This window comes from Paenibacillus sp. UNC496MF (assembly GCF_900113915.1).
Taxonomy (GTDB): Bacteria; Bacillota; Bacilli; order Paenibacillales; family Paenibacillaceae; genus Paenibacillus_Z; species Paenibacillus_Z artemisiicola.
The window spans coordinates 22,147-44,867 of record NZ_FORE01000020.1 but is presented as its reverse complement, the minus strand read 5'-3'; the positions used below and the strand labels follow the sequence as shown (position 1 = coordinate 44,867).

Annotated in this window: 17 protein-coding genes; 12 read left to right on the top strand and 5 right to left on the bottom strand. The window is 64.9% G+C overall.

Translation table 11 applies throughout. The annotated features are described in order from the left end of the window. Positions 1-150: 150 nt before the first annotated feature. Together BMZ79_RS30015 and BMZ79_RS30010 are read left to right on the top strand one after the other, a co-directional pair. Positions 151-2,046 carry a cache domain-containing sensor histidine kinase gene (locus BMZ79_RS30015; RefSeq protein ID WP_256253239.1) on the top strand — a complete coding sequence of 632 codons (1,896 nt, stop codon included), beginning with the start codon at positions 151-153 and terminating at the stop codon, positions 2,044-2,046. After that, complete coding sequence (locus tag BMZ79_RS30010; protein ID WP_090647943.1) at positions 2,047-3,645, top strand: response regulator transcription factor; 1,599 nt, start codon at positions 2,047-2,049, stop codon at positions 3,643-3,645. A 152-nt stretch (positions 3,646-3,797) separates the two neighbouring features. On the opposite strand, the gene BMZ79_RS30005 is transcribed toward BMZ79_RS30010, so the two are convergent. Together BMZ79_RS30005 and BMZ79_RS30000 are read right to left on the bottom strand one after the other, a co-directional pair. After that, positions 3,798-4,850, bottom strand: coding sequence for a hypothetical protein (locus BMZ79_RS30005; protein ID WP_090647941.1), 1,053 nt, complete (start codon positions 4,848-4,850; stop codon positions 3,798-3,800). A gap of 420 nt (positions 4,851-5,270) precedes the next feature. Then, positions 5,271-7,040, bottom strand: a complete 1,770-nt coding sequence (locus BMZ79_RS30000) for a glycoside hydrolase family 36 protein (RefSeq protein ID WP_090647938.1) — start codon at positions 7,038-7,040, stop codon at positions 5,271-5,273. Between the two features lie 297 nt (positions 7,041-7,337). On the opposite strand from BMZ79_RS30000, the gene BMZ79_RS29995 reads away from it, so the two are divergent. After that, on the top strand, positions 7,338-8,129 hold the full coding sequence (locus tag BMZ79_RS29995) for an AraC family transcriptional regulator (RefSeq protein WP_090647936.1): 792 nt from the start codon (positions 7,338-7,340) through the stop codon (positions 8,127-8,129). Positions 8,130-8,349: 220 nt separating this feature from the next. On the opposite strand, the gene BMZ79_RS29990 is transcribed toward BMZ79_RS29995, so the two are convergent. After that, a complete protein-coding gene (locus BMZ79_RS29990) occupies positions 8,350-9,447 on the bottom strand; it encodes a hypothetical protein (RefSeq protein ID WP_090647933.1) in 1,098 nt (365 codons plus the stop codon). 426 nt (positions 9,448-9,873) lie between these two features. Between BMZ79_RS29990 and BMZ79_RS29985 the strand changes: the two genes are divergently transcribed. Both BMZ79_RS29985 and BMZ79_RS29980 read left to right on the top strand, forming a co-directional pair. Beyond that, positions 9,874-10,386 (top strand): GNAT family N-acetyltransferase, encoded by a 513-nt coding sequence (locus BMZ79_RS29985; protein ID WP_090647930.1) that lies wholly within the window; start codon positions 9,874-9,876, stop codon positions 10,384-10,386. Positions 10,387-10,404: 18 nt separating this feature from the next. Further along, positions 10,405-12,294: a heparinase II/III domain-containing protein gene (locus BMZ79_RS29980; RefSeq protein WP_090647927.1), complete on the top strand. Its 1,890-nt coding sequence runs from the start codon at positions 10,405-10,407 to the stop codon at positions 12,292-12,294. 281 nt (positions 12,295-12,575) lie between these two features. On the opposite strand, the gene BMZ79_RS29975 is transcribed toward BMZ79_RS29980, so the two are convergent. Continuing rightward, entirely contained in the window at positions 12,576-13,475 is a 900-nt protein-coding gene (locus BMZ79_RS29975) for a helix-turn-helix domain-containing protein (protein ID WP_090647924.1), read from the bottom strand. 162 nt (positions 13,476-13,637) lie between these two features. Between BMZ79_RS29975 and BMZ79_RS29970 the strand changes: the two genes are divergently transcribed. The 7 genes from BMZ79_RS29970 to BMZ79_RS29940 all read left to right on the top strand — a co-directional run bounded on the left by BMZ79_RS29970 (position 13,638) and on the right by BMZ79_RS29940 (position 21,399). Next, positions 13,638-14,483, top strand: coding sequence for a sugar phosphate isomerase/epimerase family protein (locus tag BMZ79_RS29970; protein ID WP_090648255.1), 846 nt, complete (start codon positions 13,638-13,640; stop codon positions 14,481-14,483). A gap of 1 nt (position 14,484) precedes the next feature. Further along, complete coding sequence (locus BMZ79_RS29965; RefSeq protein ID WP_090647922.1) at positions 14,485-15,507, top strand: Gfo/Idh/MocA family protein; 1,023 nt, start codon at positions 14,485-14,487, stop codon at positions 15,505-15,507. A 326-nt stretch (positions 15,508-15,833) separates the two neighbouring features. Further along, positions 15,834-17,150 carry a glycoside hydrolase family 140 protein gene (locus BMZ79_RS29960; RefSeq protein ID WP_177222424.1) on the top strand — a complete coding sequence of 439 codons (1,317 nt, stop codon included), beginning with the start codon at positions 15,834-15,836 and terminating at the stop codon, positions 17,148-17,150. A gap of 248 nt (positions 17,151-17,398) precedes the next feature. Further along, on the top strand, positions 17,399-18,865 hold the full coding sequence (locus tag BMZ79_RS29955) for a hypothetical protein (RefSeq protein WP_218154838.1): 1,467 nt from the start codon (positions 17,399-17,401) through the stop codon (positions 18,863-18,865). A 62-nt stretch (positions 18,866-18,927) separates the two neighbouring features. Next, entirely contained in the window at positions 18,928-19,374 is a 447-nt protein-coding gene (locus tag BMZ79_RS29950) for a GNAT family N-acetyltransferase (protein WP_090647918.1), read from the top strand. A 283-nt stretch (positions 19,375-19,657) separates the two neighbouring features. Continuing rightward, positions 19,658-20,404 carry a class I SAM-dependent methyltransferase gene (locus BMZ79_RS29945; protein WP_090648250.1) on the top strand — a complete coding sequence of 249 codons (747 nt, stop codon included), beginning with the start codon at positions 19,658-19,660 and terminating at the stop codon, positions 20,402-20,404. 269 nt (positions 20,405-20,673) lie between these two features. Next, positions 20,674-21,399 (top strand): hypothetical protein, encoded by a 726-nt coding sequence (locus BMZ79_RS29940; protein ID WP_090647915.1) that lies wholly within the window; start codon positions 20,674-20,676, stop codon positions 21,397-21,399. Here BMZ79_RS29940 and BMZ79_RS29935 read toward each other — a convergent pair. Beyond that, on the bottom strand, positions 21,354-22,511 hold the full coding sequence (locus BMZ79_RS29935; protein ID WP_177222423.1) for a copper amine oxidase N-terminal domain-containing protein: 1,158 nt from the start codon (positions 22,509-22,511) through the stop codon (positions 21,354-21,356). The two genes, BMZ79_RS29940 and BMZ79_RS29935, sit on opposite strands and share 46 nt — an antisense overlap. Between the last annotated feature and the right edge of the window lie 210 nt (positions 22,512-22,721).

Here is a 22,721-nt window from a genome sequence, read left to right as displayed (position 1 = left end):
AAGCATGGATTTTGCTTCATGAAAGGGGAGCCGTCGCGAAGACGGCTTCCCTTTCGGCACGATTGCGGCGGGGACGCGCGGCAGGGGGAGGCCACCGGTTAACCGCGGCGCGAACGTGTGCTATACTCCGTGGAGAAAGGGGAGGGAGCCTTGCGACTGCGATTGGGACTCGACAAATGGATACTGGGCTTCACCCGCAGCCTGAGCCTCCGCGGCAAGATCGTCGTGCTCTACGTGCTGATTCTGCTGCTGCCGACGCTCGTGCTGAGCAGCGGGGCCGTCTATCTGGTCATCCGCAGCTTTCACCACAGCTACGTGAGCACGGCGGAGGAAGCGGTGCAGCAGACGGCGCAAATCGTCGATTTCAGCAAGAAGAGCTATGACCTGCTGGCGGTCCGGACGGCGACCGACGGCGAGCTCATCGCCCGGCTCGGGCGCGACTACGCGGACATGTCCGAGAACGTGGACACGGTCAATTACGTGGACCGGACGTTCCTGATCACGAGCAAATATTTGCCCGGGATCGCGGATTTCCGCATCTATCATACGAACGGGACGCTGGTGGAGGACGGTCAGCTGCTCTGGCGGCCGGAAGCGGGGCGGCAGCTGGCCGGCATGGACGAGCGGGCCTGGTACGAGCGGGCGAAGCGCTCGCCGAATCCGCTGTTCTGGAGCAGCGTGCCGGGCAAGCCGAACCAGAGCGTCCTGACGCGCAAGATCATCGACAACTCGGGCGAGCTCCTCGGGATGGTGTACGTTTTGCTCAATTACGACGCCGTCTTCGGCGAGCTCCTGGACCATCCGTTCAACGACGGCAGCCTCTATATCGTGGACGACAACCGGCGCATCCTGGCGGCGACGAACCGCGCGGAAATCGGCAAGCGCTTGCACATGAAGGATTGGCCGGCGGCCGGGGCGGCCGGATCGGCCGCAGGCTCCGATGCGCTCGAAGGGCTTGGCGCGGCCGCCGGGTCCGATGCGCTCGAAGCGCCGGGTGCGGCCTCGTCTTCGTCCAACACGGGGCCGGACGCCGGCACGCTCGACTTGACCGGCACGAAGGACATGCTCATGACTCAGCCGCTGTCCTCGCATTGGACGCTCGTGGCGCTCATGCGCACGAAGCATCTCGACAACCAGAACCGGATGATCCTCATTCTGATCGTCGGCATCATCACGTTCTTCCTGCTGCTGTCGCTATCCTTGATGACGACGATCGTCCGCAACATCGTCCGGCGGATCCGCAAGCTCGGGACGCGCATGGGCGACCTGTCGCGCGGGGAATTCGAAGCGGCGGTCCGCTATAGCGAGAACGACGAGCTCGGCGAGCTCGAGAACCGCTTCAACTTCATGTCCGAGCGGCTCGGCAAGCTGGTCGAGGACATCACGAAATCGAGCCTCGCGGAGAAGGAGCAGGCGTTCAAGGCGCTGCAGGCGCAGATCAATCCGCACTTCATCTACAATTCCCTCGGCCTGCTGCGCTGGCGCGCGATGGACGCGGACGATCAGGAGCAGATCCGGATCATCGACGCGCTGACGACGTTCTATCGGATTACGCTGAATAACCGGATCGGCGTCATCCGCATCCGGGACGAGCTCGAGCACGTGCGGGCGTATCTGGACATCTGCCAGTTCCGGTATCCGGACAAGGTGCGCGTCGAATGGGACATCGACGACGAGGCGCTGGACTGCTACACGATCAAGACCGTCCTGCAGCCGATCGTGGAGAACTGCTACCTGCACGGCGCGATCACGCGGCGGCCGGACGCCGTCATCCGCATCGCGGTCGTCCGGGACGGGGAGACGATCCGGATGTCCGTCTTCGACAACGGCCAAGGCATTCCCGCGTCCGTGCTCCGGGAAATCGAGCGGGGCGCCCATGTCGGCAAGGGCGGCGGGTTCGGCACGCCCAACATCAAAGAACGGCTCGCGCTGTACTTCGGCAGCGGAGCGGCGCTGACGATCGAGAGCGAGGCGGGCGCGTGGACGCACGCGTCCGTCTCGTTCCCGGCCAGCGCCGAAGAGCCGGCGATCAGGAGGGAAGCATAGATGCTCAAGGTGCTTATCGTGGACGACGAGCCGTCCAACATCCAAGGCTTGGTCCGCTACGTCGATTGGCGGGGGCTCGGGTACGACAAGCCGGCGACGATGGAATCGGCCGAGGAGGCGCTGGACGCGATGCGCGCGTCGGCCTTCGACGTGCTCATCTCCGACGTCTCGATGCCCGGCATGAACGGCATCGAGCTGGTGGCGGAGGCGAAGCGGCTGCATCCGCATCTGCAGGTGCTGATGATCAGCGGCTACAACGAATTCGAGTTCGTCCAGGACGCGATCCACGTCGGCGCGCAGGCGTACGTGCTCAAGCCGCTGAAGATGGACGAGGTGTCGGGCCGGCTCGCGGGCTTCCGCGAGACGCTCGAGAAGATGCGCAGCCTCGTCGACCAGACGAGCGAGCTGGAGAAGAAGGTGTCCGAGAGCCTGAAGCTCGTGAAGGAGCGGTTCGTGAACGACCTGATCGCGGAAATTCCGCAGACGGACGAGATGCTCGCCTCCTGGAACGGCCTCATGGCGCTGCCGGACGTCGCGCGCGGCTTCCAGCTCGTCGTGTTCGGGCTGGATCACTTTCTGTCGTCGGGCAAGGACGCGAAGGACCGGATCCTGCTCGCGAGCGGCTTCAAGCAGACGGTCGAGGTCGGCTTGTCGGGCGACGGCGCCGAGCCGATGTTCCTCGCGCAGCTCACGCCGGACGAGATCGCCGTCCTGCTCTTCGGGCAGACGCCGGAGGCACGGGCGCGGACCGAGAAGCGGCTGCCGTTCGTCCAGGGCATGCTGCTCGAGCAGTACGGCGCCACGGCGACCGTCGGCTGCGGCCGGGCGGGCAGCCGGTGGGAGGACGTGCCGCTGCATTACAAGGAGATCAAGTTCATGATGGCGAAGGCGCGGCTCGTCGCGGACGGGCAGATCGTCCGGCACGATTACGCGGACCGCAGCGAATTCCGGGATTTCCGGCTCCGCGAGGAATTCATGCCGACGATCCTGAAGCTGATGGAATCGGGAGACTCCGGCAAGGTCGGGGCGTATATGAACCGGATCCTCGACGCGCTGCTGGCCCAGGAGCCGGCGTCCTTCTCGTACGTTCAGGCGTTCGGCATGAGCTTCCTAAGCGAGCTGATCCGGAACCTGAAGTGGAAGGACGACGCGGACGGCGAGATGAACATCCTCATGTGGCGGCGGATGCTCGACTGCGGCAGCACGGGGCAGATCATTCTGCTGCTGGTCGATTACGTGGACCGGTACATGACGGTCGAGAAGAAGGAGCGCCAGAACCAGCAGCATAACCTCGTCCGGCGGGTCGCGGACTTCATCGAGGAGCGGCTGCAGGAGAACTGGACGGTCAAGCAGCTGGCGGAGGCGTTCAGCCTGAACGCGAGCTACCTCAGCGTCCTGTTCAAGCGCGAGATGGGCAAGACGATTTCCGAGTTCGTCCAGGAAACCCGCATCCAGCGGGCGCGCGAGCTGCTGAAGGACCCCGGCATCAAGGTGTACGAGGTGGCGGACCGGGTCGGCATCCAGACGTCCGCGTATTTCACGTACTTGTTCAAGAAGCTGGTCGGCTGCACGCCGCAGGAGTACCGGGATTATCATTGACCGGCCGGCCGCGAGCGAATGACGGCCGAGCGTAGCCTTTACCTCAAACGGCGTACGTTCAGGAGCGGCAATGCAGCAAGCGGTGGCGGCGCGCTTCTCTTGCCGCAACTACCGCCGCTTTCCAGCCACATGCAAACAACGCGCACCGTTACTTATAATCGACGCAAGGCTTCTTCCAATAATTCAAGCGCTTGATCGAGCCGTTTCGCGTAATCGCGGAGAGCGGCGGCGACTTTGGAACGTTTTTCTTTATCGCGCATCGTAGCTTTAACATCGTTCATATTCATCCCGCCGCCCAACTCTTCCAATTTAATCCACAATCGGCTTTTTCCGCCCGACGGCGTTTCGGCGGGCAGCAGCTCTTGTATTTTTTGGCCTAAAAGCCCCCACTCCGAATAGGCGGGATCGATCTCCGCGAGCTTTCCGAAGATGTAGGTAGGCTCGCCTCCGCTCGTGGCAAGGTTACAGACATAAACGCCGTAGTTCTCCCATAATCCAAGGCTTTCATCCTCGAATCGACCGGCTTCAATGTCGTCGGCCCATTCACGGTACGCCGCAGCGCCAAAAAACATCCCGTCTCGTTCCGGCAGGGTTAGCCAATGCGGCATGTTCTTCATGACCTTCAGATAGATTTCCTGAAGCGAAACCTCGCGTTGTTTGTCGCCGACGAAAATCAAATCCAACGTATTCCCATCATTCATTTCATAGTCGATGGTAACGGTGTCATGTAATAGCAATTTCAACGTTTTTCCGCCGTTTTCGTATCCGACAATCAGCATGTACGTCCCCGCGTCGGATTCCCATGCCGGGATATCGTTAAGATTGGATTTGACGAGAATCGGGACGCCCTTGTTGATGGATGCTACTATTCTCCGCAGATAAACACTCCGATCGGCGATGATCTGCCCGGCTTTAACGTATTCATGGCGATAACCGAGCGCGTCGAATACATGCGCGATATGTTCGGGCCCCGCCAAATACCCCGACACGCAATAATCACAGCCGGTAGTCGAATGATGATTGTAAACCTGCGCGACGGTATCGCCGGTAATCGCGGCAATCGTCCAAAAATCAAGCTCTTCATGCGCCCCTAGGCGTTCCAAAATAAACGTTATGCAATCCGGCAATCCAAAATTATGTCCTTTCATTCCCTCCAATAACATACGAATATCGGATAAATGATTCGCCTCTTTATGGTGTTCCATGGGCAGCCTCCCTTTTATAATTAAAAATGTATATTTTTAGTATAGCAGATTATTGTCTTGCCATCGCGAGCCGGCTGCGCCCGAAATCGAAAAAGCTGCCCCCGGCAGGCTGCCGGAAACAGCATTTTGCATAAGGCGTATTTCGCTGTCCGCTGTAAGGGACTTGACCGGTTCGTACGATCCGGCTTCGGGATTCTTGCGCATGGGGACCGCACGGCCGGCCGAGCATTCGCGCAAGGCGGCGGATCGCCGGCGACTTCGGGCTATTCGGGCTAAGGTCGTCGGAGCAGGAGCCGTTCAGGCGCATACATGCGGCGCTCGCGCCGGGCAGCCTTTGCGCGGTTAACGGTTAGGGCTGCGAATCGTTCATGCGGTCAATCATTGCGCTCGCAATCGGCGTCCCGCCGCGGCTTCGGCGCCTTACGCTTGCAGGATGACGAGGCCCGAAGCGGGCACGTCGAACGCCCGGAGCCCCTTCAGCCCGTCCAGCGCGTACGTATCGATTTCCACGCCGCAGCAATCCAGGACGCGGACGGAACGCGGGCCGATCTCCTCCGCCGCTTCCGCGACCAAGCGTCCGCCGCGCGTGCCGTTGACGAGGATAATCGTTTCAGCCCGTCCGCCGGGCAGCCCGACGACCGTGTCGTGGTAGGCGGCGGCGATGAACTCGCGCGCGCCGCGCGCCGTCACGAGCGGATAGTTGAGCTCGGGATGATGCGGCGCCAGATCTCCGCCCATGAGCGTGTCCCGGTGCTCGCGCCAGAACCGGAGCCAGAAGGCGACCATGTCCCGGTGCCGCCGCGGCAGCGCGTCCAGCCGGACCGAGATTTGCGGCACGGCGAACAGGATGTTGAGCAGCTGCAGCGCCGCGGATTCCGCCGGCTCGTCCGGATGCCACATGATCATGTCCGAGTGCGCGGCCGTATGGCCGCAGAGCAGCCGGACGTCGATCGTGTGCGCGCGGTTTTGCAGCGCGTCGTTCGGCACGTCCCCGGCGCGGAACATGTTGCCGTATTTGCGCATGAGCGGGCTGATGTAAGCTTGGCGGAACTCGATCATGACGTCCGGCTTGATCGCGCGCAGCCGGTCGATGACGCCGCTTAGCAGGACGTCGACGGCTTGCGCCACGGAGTCCATGTCGCGGCCCGGGTCGGCGTCCCCGCGCTCGGCGGCCGGCTGGCGGAACACGTCGACGAAATCGAGCTTGAACCCGTCGAGGTCCCATTCGAGCAGCGCGCGCTCGTACGTGCCGATCAAATATTCCCGCACCTCCGGGTAGCGCGGATCGAGCACGCCCGTATTCAGGCGTTCGATGTAATCCAGCAGCTTGTGCGCGAAGCGGTTCCATACCCCGCTGCGAATGCCGACGAACGGCACGGAGTACCAGAGCAGGTAACGCATGCCGAGCGCGTGGACGCGGGCGACGTGCGCCTTCATGTCGGGGATCTTCTCCGCGCAGGCGTTCCAGTCGCCGCAGTACGCGTAGCCGCGGGCGTTGTCCGCCGTTTGCCAGCCGTCGTCGACGATGACGGAATCGCAGCCGATCGCGCGGGACAGCTCGCACTGGCGTTCGATCCCCTCCGGCGTCAGCTGCTGATGGAAGCTGTACCAAGTCGAATACATCGGCTCGAGCGCCGCCGCCGGCACCGGCGCGGGCGCATAGGCCGGATATGTCTCCCACCAGCGGCTGACGCCGGCGAGCGCCTCGTAATACGGAACGTCCCGGGCGTCGACGCGCAGCTCGGCCTCGTAGCGGGACAGCGGCGTCGTCGGCGTGTCGAACAAGGCGACGAGGCAGCGGAACCGGGCCGTTTCCTCGTTGACGCCCGCGTCGAATTTGATCGCGTTCAGCGCGTCGGAGAACGCGAACGTCATCCGGTTGCGGCCCGAAGCGGCGTAGAGGCTGACGACGGGCGCGGAATACGTCGATTTCGAATCGAAGGGCTGCGCCCAGTCGGCCCGCAGGCCTTTGTTGAAATTGGCCGTGGGATGCCACATGCCCTGCGCGTCGATGATCGGGACATGCCACGAGAGCGCAAAGGGGGGCGGGACCTGCGGTTCGTCGGCTTCGATCAGCAGACGGACGATGTCGATGCCATCATCTTCGCGTTCGATCCGCAGGCTGGCGCGGAACGGGGAAGCCTCGCTGTCCAGCCGGTATTCGTACAAGCCTGCCGTTAAGGTATGCATAGGGGGTATCCTCTCCTCGTCCTTTCATTGCTTTAACTATAGCGCCGGAGAGGGGGCGGCATACAGGTGCGAAATGTGTTGCAAATTCGTTCGTTTGTGTCTTAAATGGAGTTATCGGCCGAATGCCGGGGTTGCAAACGGGTTGATTTGTGTGCTGCCAAGATTGGAGCGACGCGCAGGGAGTGGCTCTATGCAACGTGCAATTGTCGTTCGATGCAACGCGCAAGGCGGTGTTCGATGTGACGGCTATGGTTGCTCGACGGGAGACGATCGGCGCGATGAGAGGGGAGGGGCCTGATGCCGCGCAGCGAAGAGGCGCCGCCGGACAAGCGGTTTGAGGAGCATTTCATGACGGGGCGGCTGGAGCTGGACGCACGGCTCTATTATTGCGGGCGCGAGCGCTGCCAGCCGGGCCATCAATACGGTCCGACGATGCGCGACCATTACTTGATCCATTTCGTCGTATCGGGGAAGGGGACGTTCAAGACCGACGGCTGCGAGTACGCGCTGCAGGCGGGCGACTGCTTCTGCATGTTCCCGAACCGGCCGGCGTCGTACCGGGCGAGCGAGACGGAGCCGTGGACGTATTATTGGGTCGGCATCGGCGGGAAGCTCGCTCCGGAGCTGCTGCGGGCGGCGGGATTCAGCCCGCAGTCGCCGACCGCCGCGCAGCCGGCGCCCGAGGCGGCGGCCGGGCTGCTGCTGCAGCTGTTCGGCACCTTCCTGGCGGAGCGCCGGGAAGCGCGGGCGCCGGCGCGCCGGCAGGAAGGAAGCGAGGCGTACGTCGCCCGCGCGGTGAAGTTCATCGAGCAGCATTACCAGAGCAAGCTGACGATCTCGCTCATCGCCCGGCACGTCGGCCTGGACCGCGCGTATTTCACGAAGCTGTTCCATGCGCGGACCGGCGCGGCGCCGTACGAATTCCTGCTGCGGTACCGGATGGAGAAGGCGCGGCTGCTGCTCAGCCGGACGAGCCTGCCCGTGCGGATCATCGCGAGCAGCGCCGGGTTCGGGGACGCGGCGTACTTCGGCAAGGTGTTCGCGCGGCTGCAGGGCATGTCGCCGACCGCGTACCGCAACCGGCCTTAAGCGCTCGGGGCGCGGCAAGCGCGGACGAAGCGGCGGTCGGCCCGGACCGGGAATCCCGGGCCGACCGGCCAGGATGGCGCCGCCCTGACGGCCGGTCCCGCCCGGGGCGCGGAAAGCCGGATCACGCGTAGCATGCGCGATCGCGGCCGCGTTTATGCCAAAAAGCGGCTATTCCCGCAACGGGAAAGCCGCTTCTTCGCGCGTTCGGCGGCGCCGCGTCCTACAGGGCGACGACCTCGACGTTCGCGATTTTGTTCGTGAACAGCGCGTCTTCGAGCTTCGATTTCCATTCGTCTTTGTGCGCGGCGTTCGCGGAAATGACGATCCGGCGGAGCTTGTCCGCTTCGAAGCCGGCCGGAATGAATTTCTTCTGCTGGTTGAACTGCTTCTTGTTCTGCGGCAGCAGGATCGCGCGCACCTCGCGCTCTCCTTCGGACGCGTCGTCCGCGATCAGGGCGCTGCGGATGTCGATCCAGGTCGTCTGGATCATGTCCGGGTTCTGCTTCAGAATTTGCTTGATCTCGAGCTTGGTCGGCGGCTTCTGGCCGGTCTCCGTGCGGAACTTGGTCGTATAGTCCTCGACGATGAAGTCGTGGATGAATTTGACCGTCTGCACCGTCTCGTCGAGCGTGTACAGGTCGAGCGGCGTATAGTCGCCCTCGCCCTCGCGGTTCTCTTCCATCAGGGCGGCGAGCAGATCGTGAATGATGCCGGTGTAGCTAAGCTGCTGCTTCTCCAGCTTCTCGATGTACGCGGCCAGGATGTCCGCGAACGTGGAGTCGTTCTCCTGCGCGACGCCGTCCATGAACTGCGCCATGTCGTCGCCGCTGTCCGCCTCGAGCTTCTTCAGTTTCTCGGAGTCGGTGTAGTGCACTTTATTGAACAGCAGCTGGAAGCCGCGCGGCGCCGTCAGCGGATTGCCCTCGAATTCGAAGGCGATCTCCCCGCGCGACGGATCGGCGAAAGCGCTCGCTTCCTCGTCGCTGAAACGGGCCATGAAGCTGTTCTGGCTCAGGAGCCGGCCGAGGGAGCCGCCGAGCGAGACGCCGTTCTGGTACGCGAGCTTCCGGAGCTGCGCCGCCATGAACGTATGCGTGAAGAATTGCTTCTGGTCGAGGTTCGGCGTCTGGTTCATCAGTTTCAGCGCTTGCTTGAAGGTGGCGATCAGATCCTGCGTATAGTGCAGGCGGTTGAAGTCGTTCAAGTGGCGCAAAGCGTCGTTCGATTCGTCCAAGCCGCCGAGTCGCGTCATTTGAAGCTCGCCGGAGCTCAAAATGCCGAGGGCGCTGGCGATATCTTTTGTGTAATGTACGATCATGGTACGTGCTCCCTTTTTCATGTCAAAAATAGTCTGGCACCCTTCTCATTATGCAGTAACTTGCTGGTTCTGTCCCCTATGAATTGATTGGGTATCACGACAGTATTCGACAGTTGTGGAAAAAATCCTGCCGGTCGCCGCCAAGGCTCGCGGGAATTCCCTATGGTTTACCATAAGATTCTACCACAAGATCGGGCGCGGAGCACGCCGATTGCCGTTTTGTCCGCCTCGAGGCGCATGGCTGGGCGGCCGGCGGCGAACCGCGCGGGAGGGAATCGGCGGCGGCCGGCGAAAGGGTAAGAAACGCCGAACGGGACGTCGCGGCGGCGATCGCGCCGCGCCGGCGCCGTCCGGCCGCGCCGGCCCGCCGGTTTCGCGCCCAAGCGCGCGGCCGGTCCGGGTTCGGAAAGGAAGGAGAATCGGGAGATGGACATTAGAAGACTGACGGTCGAGGACGCGGCGAGCTTTTGGCGCTTGCGGCTCGAAGCGCTGCGGCGGTATCCGCTGGCGTTCGGCTCGGCCTACGAGGAAGCGAAGGATACGCCGTTCGCGGACGTGCGGGCGCGGTTCAAAGAGGATCCGGGCCAATTCATCCTGGGCGCGTTCACGGAAGCGGGCGAGCTCGCGGGGATCGTCGGCTTTCGCCGGGAAACTTCGCGGAAGATGCGCCATAAAGGCATGATCTGGGGGATGTACGTCGATCCGGCGGCACAGGGACGCGGCATCGGCCGCGGGCTGATGGCGGAGCTGCTGCGCCGCGCCGGCGAATTGCCCGGACTGGAGCTGGCGCAGCTGGCGGTGGTGGATGCGAACGCGCCCGCGAAGCGGCTGTACGAGTCGCTCGGCTTCGCCGCGTACGGGCTGGAGCGGAACGCGCTGAAGCTGGACGACGGGACGTACGCGCACGAAGTGCTGATGGCGTATGCTTTCGGCGGCTGAGAACAAGGAGGACGTGCGATGCTTGCGAAGCACTATGCGAATGAAGACCTTGGGAAGCTGCTGCTGCCGAAGGACCGGTACAAGCCGTTTCCCGCGATCGGGGACCGGGAGTCGTGGGAGGCGCTCCCGGAGACGCTGAAGTCCTTTTGGCTGCGCAAAGGGGAGCGCCGGCTCCATGAAGGGTGGGCGCCGCTGCCGGCCGCGGCGTACATGGCCTACGGCCGGACGGGGGACCGCGAACGCTACGACCGGGCATCCTGGGAGCGCAGGCATGCGCTGGCCGAGCTCGTCATCGCGGAATGCATCGAACACCGGGGCCGCTTCGCCGACGAGATCGTCAATGGCATCTGGTCCATCTGCGAAGAGACGTTCTGGGGGATTCCCGCGCACGGCTACATGATGAAACGGCAGGAGCTGCTCCCGGACGTATCGGATCCCGTGATCGAGCTCTTCGCGGCCGAGACGGCGGCGCTGCTCGCCTGGACGCTGTACCTGCTGAGGCCCGTCTTGGACGAAACGAGCCGGATGATCGGCGAGCGCATCGAGCTGGAGGTCAAGAAGCGGATCCTGGACCCGTACTTGGAGCGGGACGATTTTTGGTGGATGGGCTTTCACGATGAGCGGATGCTGAACAATTGGAACCCGTGGTGCCATTCCAACTGCTTGGCGGCCGTCCTGCTGCTGGAAGCGGACCCCGCGCGGCGGGAAACGGCGGTCGCCAAGGCGCTGCGGAGCTTGGACCGCTACCTCGAACGGCTGCATCCCGACGGCGGCTGCGAGGAAGGGCCGAAATATTGGCTGTACGCCGCGGGGGCGTTGTTCGATTGCCTGGAATTGCTGCACGGCGCCTCGGAGGGGGCGATCGACGGCTGCGAGGAGCCGCTGATCAGGCGCATGGGCGCCTTCCTGTACAAGGTCTTCATCGACGAGGCGTATTACGTCAACGCCGCGGACAGTCCGCCCCGGGTGGCGATTCCCGCGGAGCTGGTCTACCGCTACGGGCGTCGGACCGGCGACGCCCGGCTTGCCGAATTGGGCGCGCGAGCGCAGCGGATGCGGGGGGCGGAGGCGACCCGGCCGGAGTTCGCGAACCTATTCCGCCTCCTGCCGGCGATTCTGCATTACGCGGAGGTCGAGCGGTACGCGGGCGAATCGCCTTGCGTCCGGGACGCTTGGCTGGACGGCATTCAATGGATGGCGGCGCGGGAACGGGAAGGATCCTCCGAAGGGCTCTATCTGGCCGCCAAGGGCGGACATAACGACGAAAGCCACAACCACAACGATATCGGGCACTTCATCGTCTATTGCGACGGCTCGCCGATGCTTGTGGATCCCGGCGTCTTGACGTATACGTCCAAATCGTTTTTCGCCGAGCGTTATGACCAATGGGCCGTGCAGTCCGCCTACCACAACGTGCCGCTGGCGAACGGCGTTCAGCAGATGAACGGAAGAGCGTATCGGGCCGGCGACGTCCGTTGCGAGCGGGATGACGAGGCGGCTTCGATCGCGATGGAGCTTGCGGGCGCCTACCCGGACGCGGCCGGCATCGTCGGCTGGAGGCGGACGTGCGCGCTTGTCCGCGGCGGGTCGCCGTACGTGGAAATCCGGGACGCGTATCGTCTGCGGCAGCCGTCGGCCGGCATCGCGCTTCATCTGATGACGCCTCGCCTTCCCCGGCGCGAGGGCGGCGGAAGCTTCGTGCTGGAGGACGAGCGCGGGAACCGGATCCGGATCGCGTATGACGGCGAACGGTACGCCGGCGAAGCGGAGCGCGTGCCGCTGGAGGACGCCGCGATGCGGGAGGCGTGGGGCGAGCAGCTGTACCGGATTCGGTTGACGCTGCGGGCGCCCGCCGAAACCGGCGAAAGCGTCATCCGTATCAGCCGCTGCCAGAAGTCGCTGCCGTAAACGAAACCCCCGGCTCGCCTGAGCCGGGGGTGTCTTATCGTAAAGCCGAAACATGCCGCCAGAACGTGTCGCGCAAACGAGACCTTCCCCGCCGAGGAGGGTCGCTTCGTCTTGCGCCGTCGTGGTCTCCGTTCGTCGACGAGCGCTGCCGACGTTCGCCGTCGACGAGCGCTGCCGTCGTTCGCCGTCGTCAATCGCCGTCGGCGCGTCCCTGTCCGTCGTTCGCCATTGTCATGCATTGCCGTCGTACGCCGTCGTCGTACGACGTCGTTCGCCGTGCCTTATAGCACCCGCGACAGCTTCCGGTACGCCCGCGGCGACACGCCTTCGAGCTTGCGGAAGACGCGGCTGAAATAATGCAGGTCCGCGTAGCCGACGAGCTCCCCGATCCGCTCGGCCGTCAGGTCGGATTCCCGCAGCAGCCGGCGCGCTTCGCGGTGGCGGGCGGCGCGCACGAACTCGCCCGGCGCCTGGCCGGCGACGCCCTTGAACAGCTTGGCCATATGGTCCTCGTTCATCGCGAGCCGTTCCGCGAGCTGCGGATTGCTCCACCGCTCGGCCGGCCGTCGTTCGATCTCGGCTATCAGCTCCCGGATGCGCGCGACGTGGATCGTCGCGCCGGACAGGGGCTCGGCGTACTGCAGCCGGAGCAGCCGCGACAGCACGCCGAGCATGAGCGACTTGCAGGCCAGCTCGTAGCCGAGCGGCCGGGCCGAGAACTCCTCGACGATCGCCTCCATAAGCCCGACGCAGGCCGGCGGCGGCGTCAAGACCGCGAACGCCGACAGCGGCGCGAACGGCTCCGCGTGCGCCTCCCGGCAAAATTTCGCCGCGTCCGCCGTCTCCTCGTTCACCACCAAGTCCGCGTCGGAGAGGACCGCCAGCTCGTCGAAGAAATCGAAGTGAATGCCGAGCAGCCGCGTGTTCGGCGCGACGACCGCGTTCCGGTGCCGGACGCCCGCGGGCAGGAACACCAGCTGGCCCGTCCGGACGGCGTGGCGCCGGCCGTTCATCTCGGTCGCGGCTTCGCCCTCGTACACGTACAGCAGCTCATAGTCGTACAGGCGCCGCCACTCCAGCGCGGCCGGCTGGAGCACCTGGTATTTCGCGTAATGAATGCTCGGGCTCCACTCGCGGAACGCGGCCGTCCGGCGCAGCGGGTAGAGCGGTTCTTCCGTCATCGCGGGCCTGGCCCCTTTCTTGAAAAGCCTTGAAAGAAACGAACCGGAATCGTCCAACTAATGCCTCTATCGTCCAAATTCATTATACGTTCCGCCCGCTATAATGAAAATACGCATGACGGAATGATGCAAAACGGCAAGCAAGCCGAAGGAGGAGCCACGGTGAAAAAAGGGATCAACAAATGGTCGTTCCCGGGCGGGACGCCGATCGCGGATTGTCTCGGCATCGCCAAGCGGGCGGGCTACGACGGCATCGAGCTGACGCTCGACGAGTCGGGCGAGCTCGGGCTGCAGGCGACGGAGAAGGACGCGCGCGCCATCGCGGCGCAGGCGGAGGCGGCCGGCGTGGAAATTTGCGGCCTGGCCACGGGACTGTATTGGAGCAACGGCATGACAAGCGAATCGGCAGCCGTCCGCGCCCGGGCGATGGACATTTGCCGCAAGCAGCTGGAGCTGGCCGCCGCGTTCGGCGTGGACACGATACTCGTCGTGCCGGGCGCCGTCGGCGTGGCGTTCATCCCGGACTTCGAGGTCGTCGATTACGAATACGCGTACGACCGCGCGCTGGACGCGATTTCGCGGCTGGCGGACGACGCGCGCGCCGCCGGCGTCAACATCGGCCTCGAGAACGTCTGGAACAAGTTCCTGCTCTCGCCGCTCGAGCTGCGGGGCTTCATCGACGCGGTCAATTCGCCGTACGTCGGGGCGTATTTCGACGTCGGGAACGTGCTGGCGACGGGGTACCCGGAGCAGTGGGTCCGCATCCTCGGCAAGCGCATCAAGAAGGTGCACGTGAAGGATTACCGGCTGGAGGCGGGCGGGCTGCACGGCTTCGTCGACCTGCTGGCGGGGGACGTCGATTTCCCGGCCGTCATGAACGCCCTCGAGGCCGTCGGCTACGACGGCTACCTCATCGCCGAGATGGGGACGTACAAGCACGATCCGTATCAAATGGTCTACAACACGTCGCTGGCGATGGACCGCATTTTGGAAGGGAGACGGGGCTAAGATGACGAACGCGAACGACAACCGGACGCTGAGGGTCGGCCTGATCGGCATCGGTTCGATGGGCGGCGTCCATCTGGACGTGTACGAACGGCTGGCGCGGGAGGGCTATCCCGTCGAGCTGGCGGCGATCTGCGACCTGAAGATCGCGGAGCTGAAGAACGACCGGCTGGCCGCGTACGCGCTGTACGATTCGGTCGAGGCGATGCTGCGCGGCGAGACGCTGGACGTCGTCGACATCACGGTGCCGACGCCGTTCCACGCGGAGCTGGCCTGCTCGCTGCTGGAACAGGGCTATCACGTGCTCTGCGAGAAGCCGATGGCCCGCACGTCGGAACAGGCGCTCCGGATGGCGGAGGCGGCCGCCGCTTCCGGCCGGACGCTGATGATCGGGCAGTGCCTGCGCTTCTGGCCGGCCTATGAATATTTGAAAGCCTGCGTCGCGGACGGACGCTACGGCAACGTGAGAGCCGGCTACTTCTTCCGCGGGTCGGGTTATCCGCTGCCGTGGTACTTGAACGGCGAGAACAGCGGCGGCTGCCTGCTCGACATGCACGTCCACGACACGGACATCGTCAATTGGCTGTTCGGCCTGCCGGCGAAGGTATCGACGTCGGGCCGGGTCGTCGCGCCGAAGGGCGGGTACGACGTCGTCTCGACGAACTACTATTATCCGGAGGGCATGGTGCTGAACGCGCAGGCGGACTGGACGCTGGAAGGCGACATCAAGTTCGCGATGACGTACCGGGTGAACCTGGAGGGCGCGAGCATCGTGTTCGCGAACGACGAAGTGTCCGTGCATCCCGTCGGCGAGCCCGGCTTCAAGGCGGAGCTGCCGGAGGACGCGGGCTACTATCGCGAGATCCGCTACTTCCTGGACGCCGTGGCGTCCGGGCAGCCGGTCTCCGTCTGTCCGCCTGAAGCGACGCTGGACACGATGGCGATCATCGAAGCGGAGCAGCGCTCGGCGGAGCTCGGCGGCGAGCTCGTGGCGCCGCGGACGCGGACCGTCAACGCGGCGAACTGACGCGGATCCGAGCTGCAGGGCCGGCAAGGGCTGATCGGGCGCCGGCGCGGAAAGCGGCTTGCGAAGCGGCTGGACGGAAAGCGATGGAAGCGGGCGTACGCCTGCGAAGCCATGCTGACGGCGGTGCCGCCGTGGGTGAAGACATACCGATCGAAGCCCGAGCGTTCCAGACGCTGGGGCTTTTTTTGCGCCAGCCAACAAATCGCGAATTGATTGTATACAACGCGTATATTTAGAATAGACGGCGCTTACCCGCCGTGCTATATTGCGAAGTGAAACGGGCTTATGCGGGGCTGAACCATTTTGAATGCGCGGAGGTGAAGCGAATGTCGACGAACGCGGCTATGCCAGGCTTGAAGGTGAGCGAGAACCGGCGTTATCTCGTGACGGAGGACGGCGAGCCGTTCTTCTGGCTCGGCGATACGGCGTGGGAGCTGTTCCACCGGTCCACGCGCGAGGAGGCGGACCATTATTTGCGCAATCGCGCGGAACGGGGCTATACGGTCATTCAGGCCGTCGGCCTCGCGGAGTTCGGGGGCTTGACGAAGCCCAACGCGTACGGCAGGGTGCCGCTGCTGCGCTCGGCGGACGGCGCATTCGATCCGTCGGCGCCCGATACGGCCGCGGAACCGGGCGGCTATTCGTATTGGGATCATGTCGATTACGTCGTGGACAAGGCGGCGGAGCTCGGCCTGTATATCGCGCTGCTGCCGACCTGGGGGGATAAGTACCATATCGCCTGGGGCGAGGGACCGGACATCTTCGCGCCGGACAACGCACGGACGTACGGACGGTGGCTCGGCGAGCGCTGCCGCGACCGGTCGAACGTGATCTGGGTGCTCGGCGGGGATCGGGCGCTGACGCAGCGGCGCCATTTCGAGATCGTGAACGCCATGGCCGAAGGGCTCGCGGAAGGCGACGGCGGCCGCCATCTCCGGACGTTCCATCCGATGGGCGGACGCTCTTCCTCCCGCCACGTGCATGACGAGCCGTGGCTCGACTTCAACATGATTCAATCCAGCCATGGCCTCGGCGAGCAATCCAACCACATGCTCGTGGCGGCCGACTACGCGCGGACGCCGGTCAAGCCGACGCTCGAGGCGGAGCCCTGCTACGAAGACCATCCCCGGGGCTTCAATCCCGTTAACGGCTATTTCGACGAGGCGGACGTGCGCAAGGCCGCGTATTACGGCGTGCTGGCCGGCGGCCTCGGCATCACGTACGGGCACCATTGCGTCTGGTCGCTGAATACGGAGCCGACGAGCACGTTCATCATGACGTGGAAGCAGGCGATCCTGCGTCCCGGCGCGGCGCAGATGCGGCATGTGCGCACGCTTGCGGAGTCCCGCCCGATGCTGGAACGGGTGCCGGACCAAAGCTTGCTCGCCGCCAACGAAGAAGGCGCCAATTATGCGGTCGCGGCGAGGGGCGAGCGGCACGCGTTCCTGTATTCTCCGAACGGTCTCGCGCTGCGCGCGGCAATGGGCCGGATCGCCGGCGAGGAGGTCGACGCCTCCTGGTTCGATCCGCGCACGGGCGAAACGACGGCGATCGGCCGGTTCCCGAACGCGGGCGAAACGACGTTTCTGCCGCCGCAGGCGGGAAGGGGCCGCGATTGGGTGCTCGTGCTGGACGCCGTCTAGCGCGGAATTCCGTCTAGCGCGGACCGGTGCCGCAGTCAGTCGCGGCGCGGCAAGGAAGCATCCCGCTAATTTCCCGCCTTGCCGGGCTATCATGAAGAACGTTCCGAGGCCGGCGCCTCGGAATTTTTTTGCGCGCGCAGGCCCGAAAGGCCGCGGGGCTTCGCCGGCACGTGGTATAATTAGGCAAAAAGGCGCCGGGGGAATCTATGCGAACATTGCGATGGCGGCTTGTACCGCTGCTAGGTCTGATGGCTGCCCACCTGATGCTCGCCGCTTGCAGCGGCGCGAACGAGCCCGGCGCCGGGACGCCGAGCGCCGGCGCGAAGCCGCCGATCGATACGGCGACCGGAACGGGAGATGCGGGCTCCGGGGATGCCGATGCCCGCTCGACTCCGCTCGCCGGCGCGGACGGCCCGGCGTCCGACCCGGCCGAAGGGATCGGCACGGCCGGCGCCGCCTCGGCCGACGGGACGCGGACGATTACCGACATCGCCGGCTGGAATCATCCGGCCAAGGCGATCCTGCAGGACGCGCCGTTCTTCGTCACCAAGGTCGAGCTGACGCGGGACGCGATCTACCCGGCCTTTTACGTCAGCTATCCCGGCGAGAAGGACCTGGCGGACCATGCTTCGCTATGGCGCCTGCTGCGGGAGCTTGCCCATGCGAACGGGTATGGGGACTTCAAGCTCGTGAACGGGCAGGACGGCGTGACGGTCGAGGTCGTCTGCGACGCGGCCGCGAAGACGGTGACCGGGGTGAAGGTCAACGGCGTCGACTACCCCGAAGCGTTGGCGGACGCGCCGCAGGCCGGGCCGAAGGTGCCGCGGGCGTACCTCGACTTCATGGCGGACCGCCATCCGCTGCCGGACGGGAGCGAGATCGGCTTCTTCGTGGAGACGGACCTGAACGGGGACGGCGAATCGGAAGCGGTGCTGGGGGTGAAGAATACCCGGGACGGAGACGGGTTGTATAGCGATATCTACGTGCTCAAGCGGGGGGAACGCGGCGTCGCGCAGCTCGGAAGCAATCTGGCGGAAGGCACCGGCTACGGCGTCTACGAGATCGAGCTCGTGCGGCTGTCGGACCGGAAATCGCCCGTCGTGGAGACCAAGCTGACGAACGGCGTCTCGCTGGAAGGCTTCGAATTGATCGCCCTTCCGGGCAAAAAGCCGATCCGGCTCGTGAGCAGCGCCTCCCCGACCGGCGTCGGCGAGGACGCGCTGATCGACGCGGACCAGAACGGCGATTACGACGGCTACGTGCAGCACCGGACCAGCTACGACGTGCTGTTCTACGACGTAACGCGCACGTACTCCCTTCAGCGGGGCGCTTTCGTGCGCACGGGCACGATCGTGGCGCTCCCGGACTACCCGGCGGATGCCGAGAGCGCCGTGACGCAGTATTTGTCCTTGCGGGCGCTGGCCGCTTTCGAAGATGCCCCCGAGGCGGACCGGCGGCTGAAGGCGTTGTGCCCGGCCTGCTCGAGGGCGCAGACGGAGCTCGTCGGCGGTGTTTGGCTGGAGGCGTTCAGCGGCTCGGCCGGGCTCGCGGAGGACCTGTTCGACGTTCAGATGCAGGGCGACGGCAAGACGGACGCGATCGCGAACGTGGCTTATGCCAAGGACGACGGGCGTACGTACCGGCTCGAATTCCATCTCGCGCGCTCGGACGGCGCGTGGGTCATCGACGGGATCAAGCGGCCGGCCGCCAAGTAAGCGAAGGGACGGGCGATTATGCTATAATGGCCCAGAGAAACCAAGCAAAGGCGGTCTTACGCATGTTAGTGAACATCGCATCGCGGCTGAACGAAGCGGCCATCCGGGAGCTGCTGGAATGGTCGGTGTTTCCCGATCCGGAGCATCTCCGGCGGGCGGTCGAGCTCTATAAGGACGGCTCCGGGCACGCGCTGCTCGGTTACGAATCGGAGGGCGACGTCATCGGCCTCATCGGCTACCACCGGATCGACGGCGGCGCGGTCGAGATCGATCATATCGCGGTGACGCCCGAAGAGCGGTACAAGGGCTACGGCAGAGGGATGATCCTGGAGCTGCTGGAATTGGAAAAGCCGACGGCGCTCGTGGCGGAGACCGACGAGGACGCCGCCGACTTCTACCGAAGCAGCCGCTTCACGGTAGTGAGTCTCGGCGAGAAATACCCCGGTACGGAACGGTTCCGGTGCACGTACGAAGCCGGCGAGACGGAAGACGAAGACGAAGAGGATTAAGGCGCCGCGCCGATGCGGCGCCTTTTTGCATGCCGCAGCAGCGCCGGCGCGGCGCGTTCGGGGATTGCCGGGGCTGCTTGCGGCCATTTACAATAACAGGTAGATTCCACCGGATGGAGGCGAAGGGGTTGGCGCACCGCATTGTTCGAAGCAGCTGCTAGCCGGGCCGGGCTGAGACGCGTACCGGCTGCCAAGGGGGGGACTCTGCCCGCCGGGCGGCATGCGATGACGAACGAGGCGGGGCGGGATGGCGCTTCTCGCCGAATACGGGAGGAATGACACGATGACGAACAAGGACGACCGGTCCTTTTATGAACGGACAGGCGCGCGGAACGGCTGGAATTTCAGCGCCGTGCGGGCGGTCGCGGAAGGCGAAGCATGGCAGTACGCGGAGGAGGTGCGCGCCCGATGCGGGCCGGAGGACGCGCTGCTCGACATCGGCACGGGCGGCGGCGAAGCGCTGCTCGCGCTCGCGGATGACGCGCGGGAGCTGGTCGGCATCGACCGGGCGGCCGGCATGATCGAGACGGCGAAGCGGAACGCGGAACTCAGCGGGCGGCGGAACGTCCGCTTCCTGCGGATGGACGCGGAGCGGCTGGCTTTTCCGGACGGCGGCTTCGACGTCGTCTGCTGCCGGCATGCGCCGTTTCACGCGGGCGAGGTCGCCAGGGTGCTGAAGCCGGGCGGCGTCTTCGTCACGCAGCAGGTCGGCGAAGGGAACAAACGCAACCTCGTTGCGGCGTTCGGCCGCGGCTGGCAGGAGGCGCCGCCCGGCACGCTGCTGCGGCGCTGCGTCCGTGAGCTGCGCGCCGCCGGCTTCGCCGACGTGCGGTCGTTCCGGTATGACGCGGCGGAATACTATCGGTCGGCGGAGGATTTGATGTTCCTGCTGAAGCACGCGCCGATCATTCCGGACTTCGGCGAGCGGGACGAGGACTTTGAAGTGCTGGCGCGCTTCGCCGAGGAGCATCGGACCGGGAAGGGCATCCGGACGAACGCGGAGCGCATGCTGATCGTCGCGCGGACGTAACGCGCGCCCGGAGCGCGTCAACCGGGCTGCCCGACCTGGGCGCCGAATACGAAGCAAAAGGAGCCGCTTACCGCGGCTCCTTTTGCTTTGCGCCGAACGCCGCGGCCGAAATTCCCTTTTTCCAGCCCGGCTGGGGGAACCGATCGCCGTTTTCATCGTAAGACGGATTAACGGGTTATCATCGGCTCCGCGGGTTGCCTGAACGGCCGGCATCGGTCCGGCGCGAACCGGAACTAGGTGCGAACAAGAACTTGATCGGGGGGACAAGCATGAAAACCAGAGCGATTGCCGCGGCCGTCCTGTGCGTCGCCATCCTGGCCGGTTACCGCTATGCGCAGCCGAGGATCGGCGCGTGGCAGGGAGGCATGGCCCGCATCGTCAACGACACGGATTCGTTCACGGATACGGGCGGCTACCCGGTTCCCGGCAGCTACTCCGTCGATATCGATTTGGCCGACTTGGGCGGCAATATCGGCAAAGTCCTGTACGACGACGGTTCGTACCTCATCGACGTCGGCTGGGTCGACAATAGCGGCAGCGCCATGACCGGCGGGTACCGGATCGGCCTTCGCTCGCACGGCACGTATTCGCCGGACGGCGCCGATCTCGTCTCCGGGTCGCGGCACCGCACCATGGGCGGGCATGCCTTCTCGTCGGACATGACGGCTTCCATGACGGCGGCCTATAACGGGCAGAACTACGAGAGCTCCGTCTTCGCCATCGGCGGGCTTAACGAGAAGGACGGCGACGAATTCGCGTTCTACGTGTTCCCGGCAGACGCGTACGAGGCCGGCGGCGTGTCGCTGCAGGAGACCGGCACCGTCACGCTGACGGTGACCGGCCTCTACCGCAACGTGTGGCGGAAGAAGGAAACGGCGGACGCGGCGGAAAGGGCGGGCGAGGGAAAAAACGCCCCCGTTCCGGAGAACGGGGGCGCGGCGGATGCCGGTCAAGGGCCGGCCGTGCCGCCTTCGGCCGGAACCGGGAGCTTGTAAGGCAGCAGGCGGCCGCTGTCCTTCGCGATGGGACTGTCGTCCTCGAAGTAGAGCGTATCGCCTTCGCGTTTCACGAAATGAAGCTCGTCGCCATGATAAGGCACGTCGTTCTCCGTCGCGTAGGCCTGACCTTCGGCGTCGAGCAGCTGCTTGTACAGCTTGACGCTCGCGCCGGTGGTGCGGTCGACGAGCGTCAGGAGACCGGAAGCGTTCGGACGGATCAGCAGGTAATCGTCCGCGGCGCCTTCGACGAAGTAAGGCCCTTCCTCGCCGCCGAGCTTGACGAGATCGATCGTCTGCTCGACTGCGCCGGTGCCGTCCCGGATCACCCGGAGCGTCTGCCCGTCCGTGAGCAGCAGATGATCGCCGTAAGCGGCGGCGTTCGTCTCGAATCGCTGCCAATAATGGACGTCCGCTTGGCGGATGACGGCGCCGTTCTTCAGAAGGAGCGCGAACCGGTGATCGTTAAGATGCGGTTCGCCGTAGTTGTCGGTGATCGTCAGCAGCAGCAGGCCGCCTTCGGTCGGCTGAAACTCCATCGACACCCCGTCGTACAGCCGGGAGCCGAGGTCGGCCAGCTTCACCTGCGCGCCGTTCTTGCCGGTGCTTGCGAACAATTCGCCCGTGCGCTTGACGACGCTGTACGTGCGGCCGCCGTACGTCTGGCCGAAGCCCGCGTACGTATGCAGGTGCTTGGCGCTGAACACGCGGGTCTTCGCGTCCCAGGCGACGGAATCGCCTTCGAGCGCCTCGACGACGAACCGTCCGCTCAAGTACAGCTGGCCCTGGTACAGAAACGGCGCCGGCATGTCCCGGACCGGATCGCCGTCCAGCACGGCGGAGGTGCCGCCGATCCGCACGGCGAGGCTTCTGCCGTAGCCGGCATAATCGGCGCGCTGGCGCGACTTGTCCCACTGCACGGTCATGCCGGCCGATTCGAGCGTATTCGCGGGCACGTATACCGTGCCGTTCTTCATGATCGCGGTGCCGAGCGAATCGCCGCCGCCGTCCCAGGAGAGCCTTGCGTACGCGGGCGTTCCGGCTTGAACGGCGGCCGCGGGCGCCAGCAGCGACGCGGCGAGCGCCGCCGACGCGAGCCATTTTCGTTTCAATCGAATCATCGCCTTTCAGAAATTTGGGGAAAAGACAGGGGGTAGAGGAGATTGTTATGAAGAAGGACGAAGCTTGGCCGCCAGAAGTTGCGCCGGCTTCCAAATCTTGCGTCCCGGCGACGCGGCGACGTCCGTCTCGCGACCGATGCCGCTCGGAGCGAATGGGACTACAATGGACGAACACGCATTGCACCGAAGGGGGTGATCCTC

What these genes read in the sequence shown, in the direction of transcription:
- BMZ79_RS30010 (WP_090647943.1), top strand. Translation starts at nt 2,047, where the DNA reads ATGCTCAAGGTGCTTATCGTGGACGACGAGCCGTCCAACATCCAAGGC.
- BMZ79_RS30005 (WP_090647941.1), bottom strand. Translation starts at nt 4,850, where the DNA reads ATGGAACACCATAAAGAGGCGAATCATTTATCCGATATTCGTATGTTA.
- BMZ79_RS30000 (WP_090647938.1), bottom strand. Translation starts at nt 7,040, where the DNA reads ATGCATACCTTAACGGCAGGCTTGTACGAATACCGGCTGGACAGCGAG.
- BMZ79_RS29995 (WP_090647936.1), top strand. Translation starts at nt 7,338, where the DNA reads ATGCCGCGCAGCGAAGAGGCGCCGCCGGACAAGCGGTTTGAGGAGCAT.
- BMZ79_RS29990 (WP_090647933.1), bottom strand. Translation starts at nt 9,447, where the DNA reads ATGATCGTACATTACACAAAAGATATCGCCAGCGCCCTCGGCATTTTG.
- BMZ79_RS29985 (WP_090647930.1), top strand. Translation starts at nt 9,874, where the DNA reads ATGGACATTAGAAGACTGACGGTCGAGGACGCGGCGAGCTTTTGGCGC.
- BMZ79_RS29980 (WP_090647927.1), top strand. Translation starts at nt 10,405, where the DNA reads ATGCTTGCGAAGCACTATGCGAATGAAGACCTTGGGAAGCTGCTGCTG.
- BMZ79_RS29975 (WP_090647924.1), bottom strand. Translation starts at nt 13,475, where the DNA reads ATGACGGAAGAACCGCTCTACCCGCTGCGCCGGACGGCCGCGTTCCGC.
- BMZ79_RS29965 (WP_090647922.1), top strand. Translation starts at nt 14,485, where the DNA reads ATGACGAACGCGAACGACAACCGGACGCTGAGGGTCGGCCTGATCGGC.
- BMZ79_RS29960 (WP_177222424.1), top strand. Translation starts at nt 15,834, where the DNA reads ATGTCGACGAACGCGGCTATGCCAGGCTTGAAGGTGAGCGAGAACCGG.
- BMZ79_RS29955 (WP_218154838.1), top strand. Translation starts at nt 17,399, where the DNA reads ATGGCTGCCCACCTGATGCTCGCCGCTTGCAGCGGCGCGAACGAGCCC.
- BMZ79_RS29950 (WP_090647918.1), top strand. Translation starts at nt 18,928, where the DNA reads ATGTTAGTGAACATCGCATCGCGGCTGAACGAAGCGGCCATCCGGGAG.
- BMZ79_RS29945 (WP_090648250.1), top strand. Translation starts at nt 19,658, where the DNA reads ATGACGAACAAGGACGACCGGTCCTTTTATGAACGGACAGGCGCGCGG.
- BMZ79_RS29940 (WP_090647915.1), top strand. Translation starts at nt 20,674, where the DNA reads ATGAAAACCAGAGCGATTGCCGCGGCCGTCCTGTGCGTCGCCATCCTG.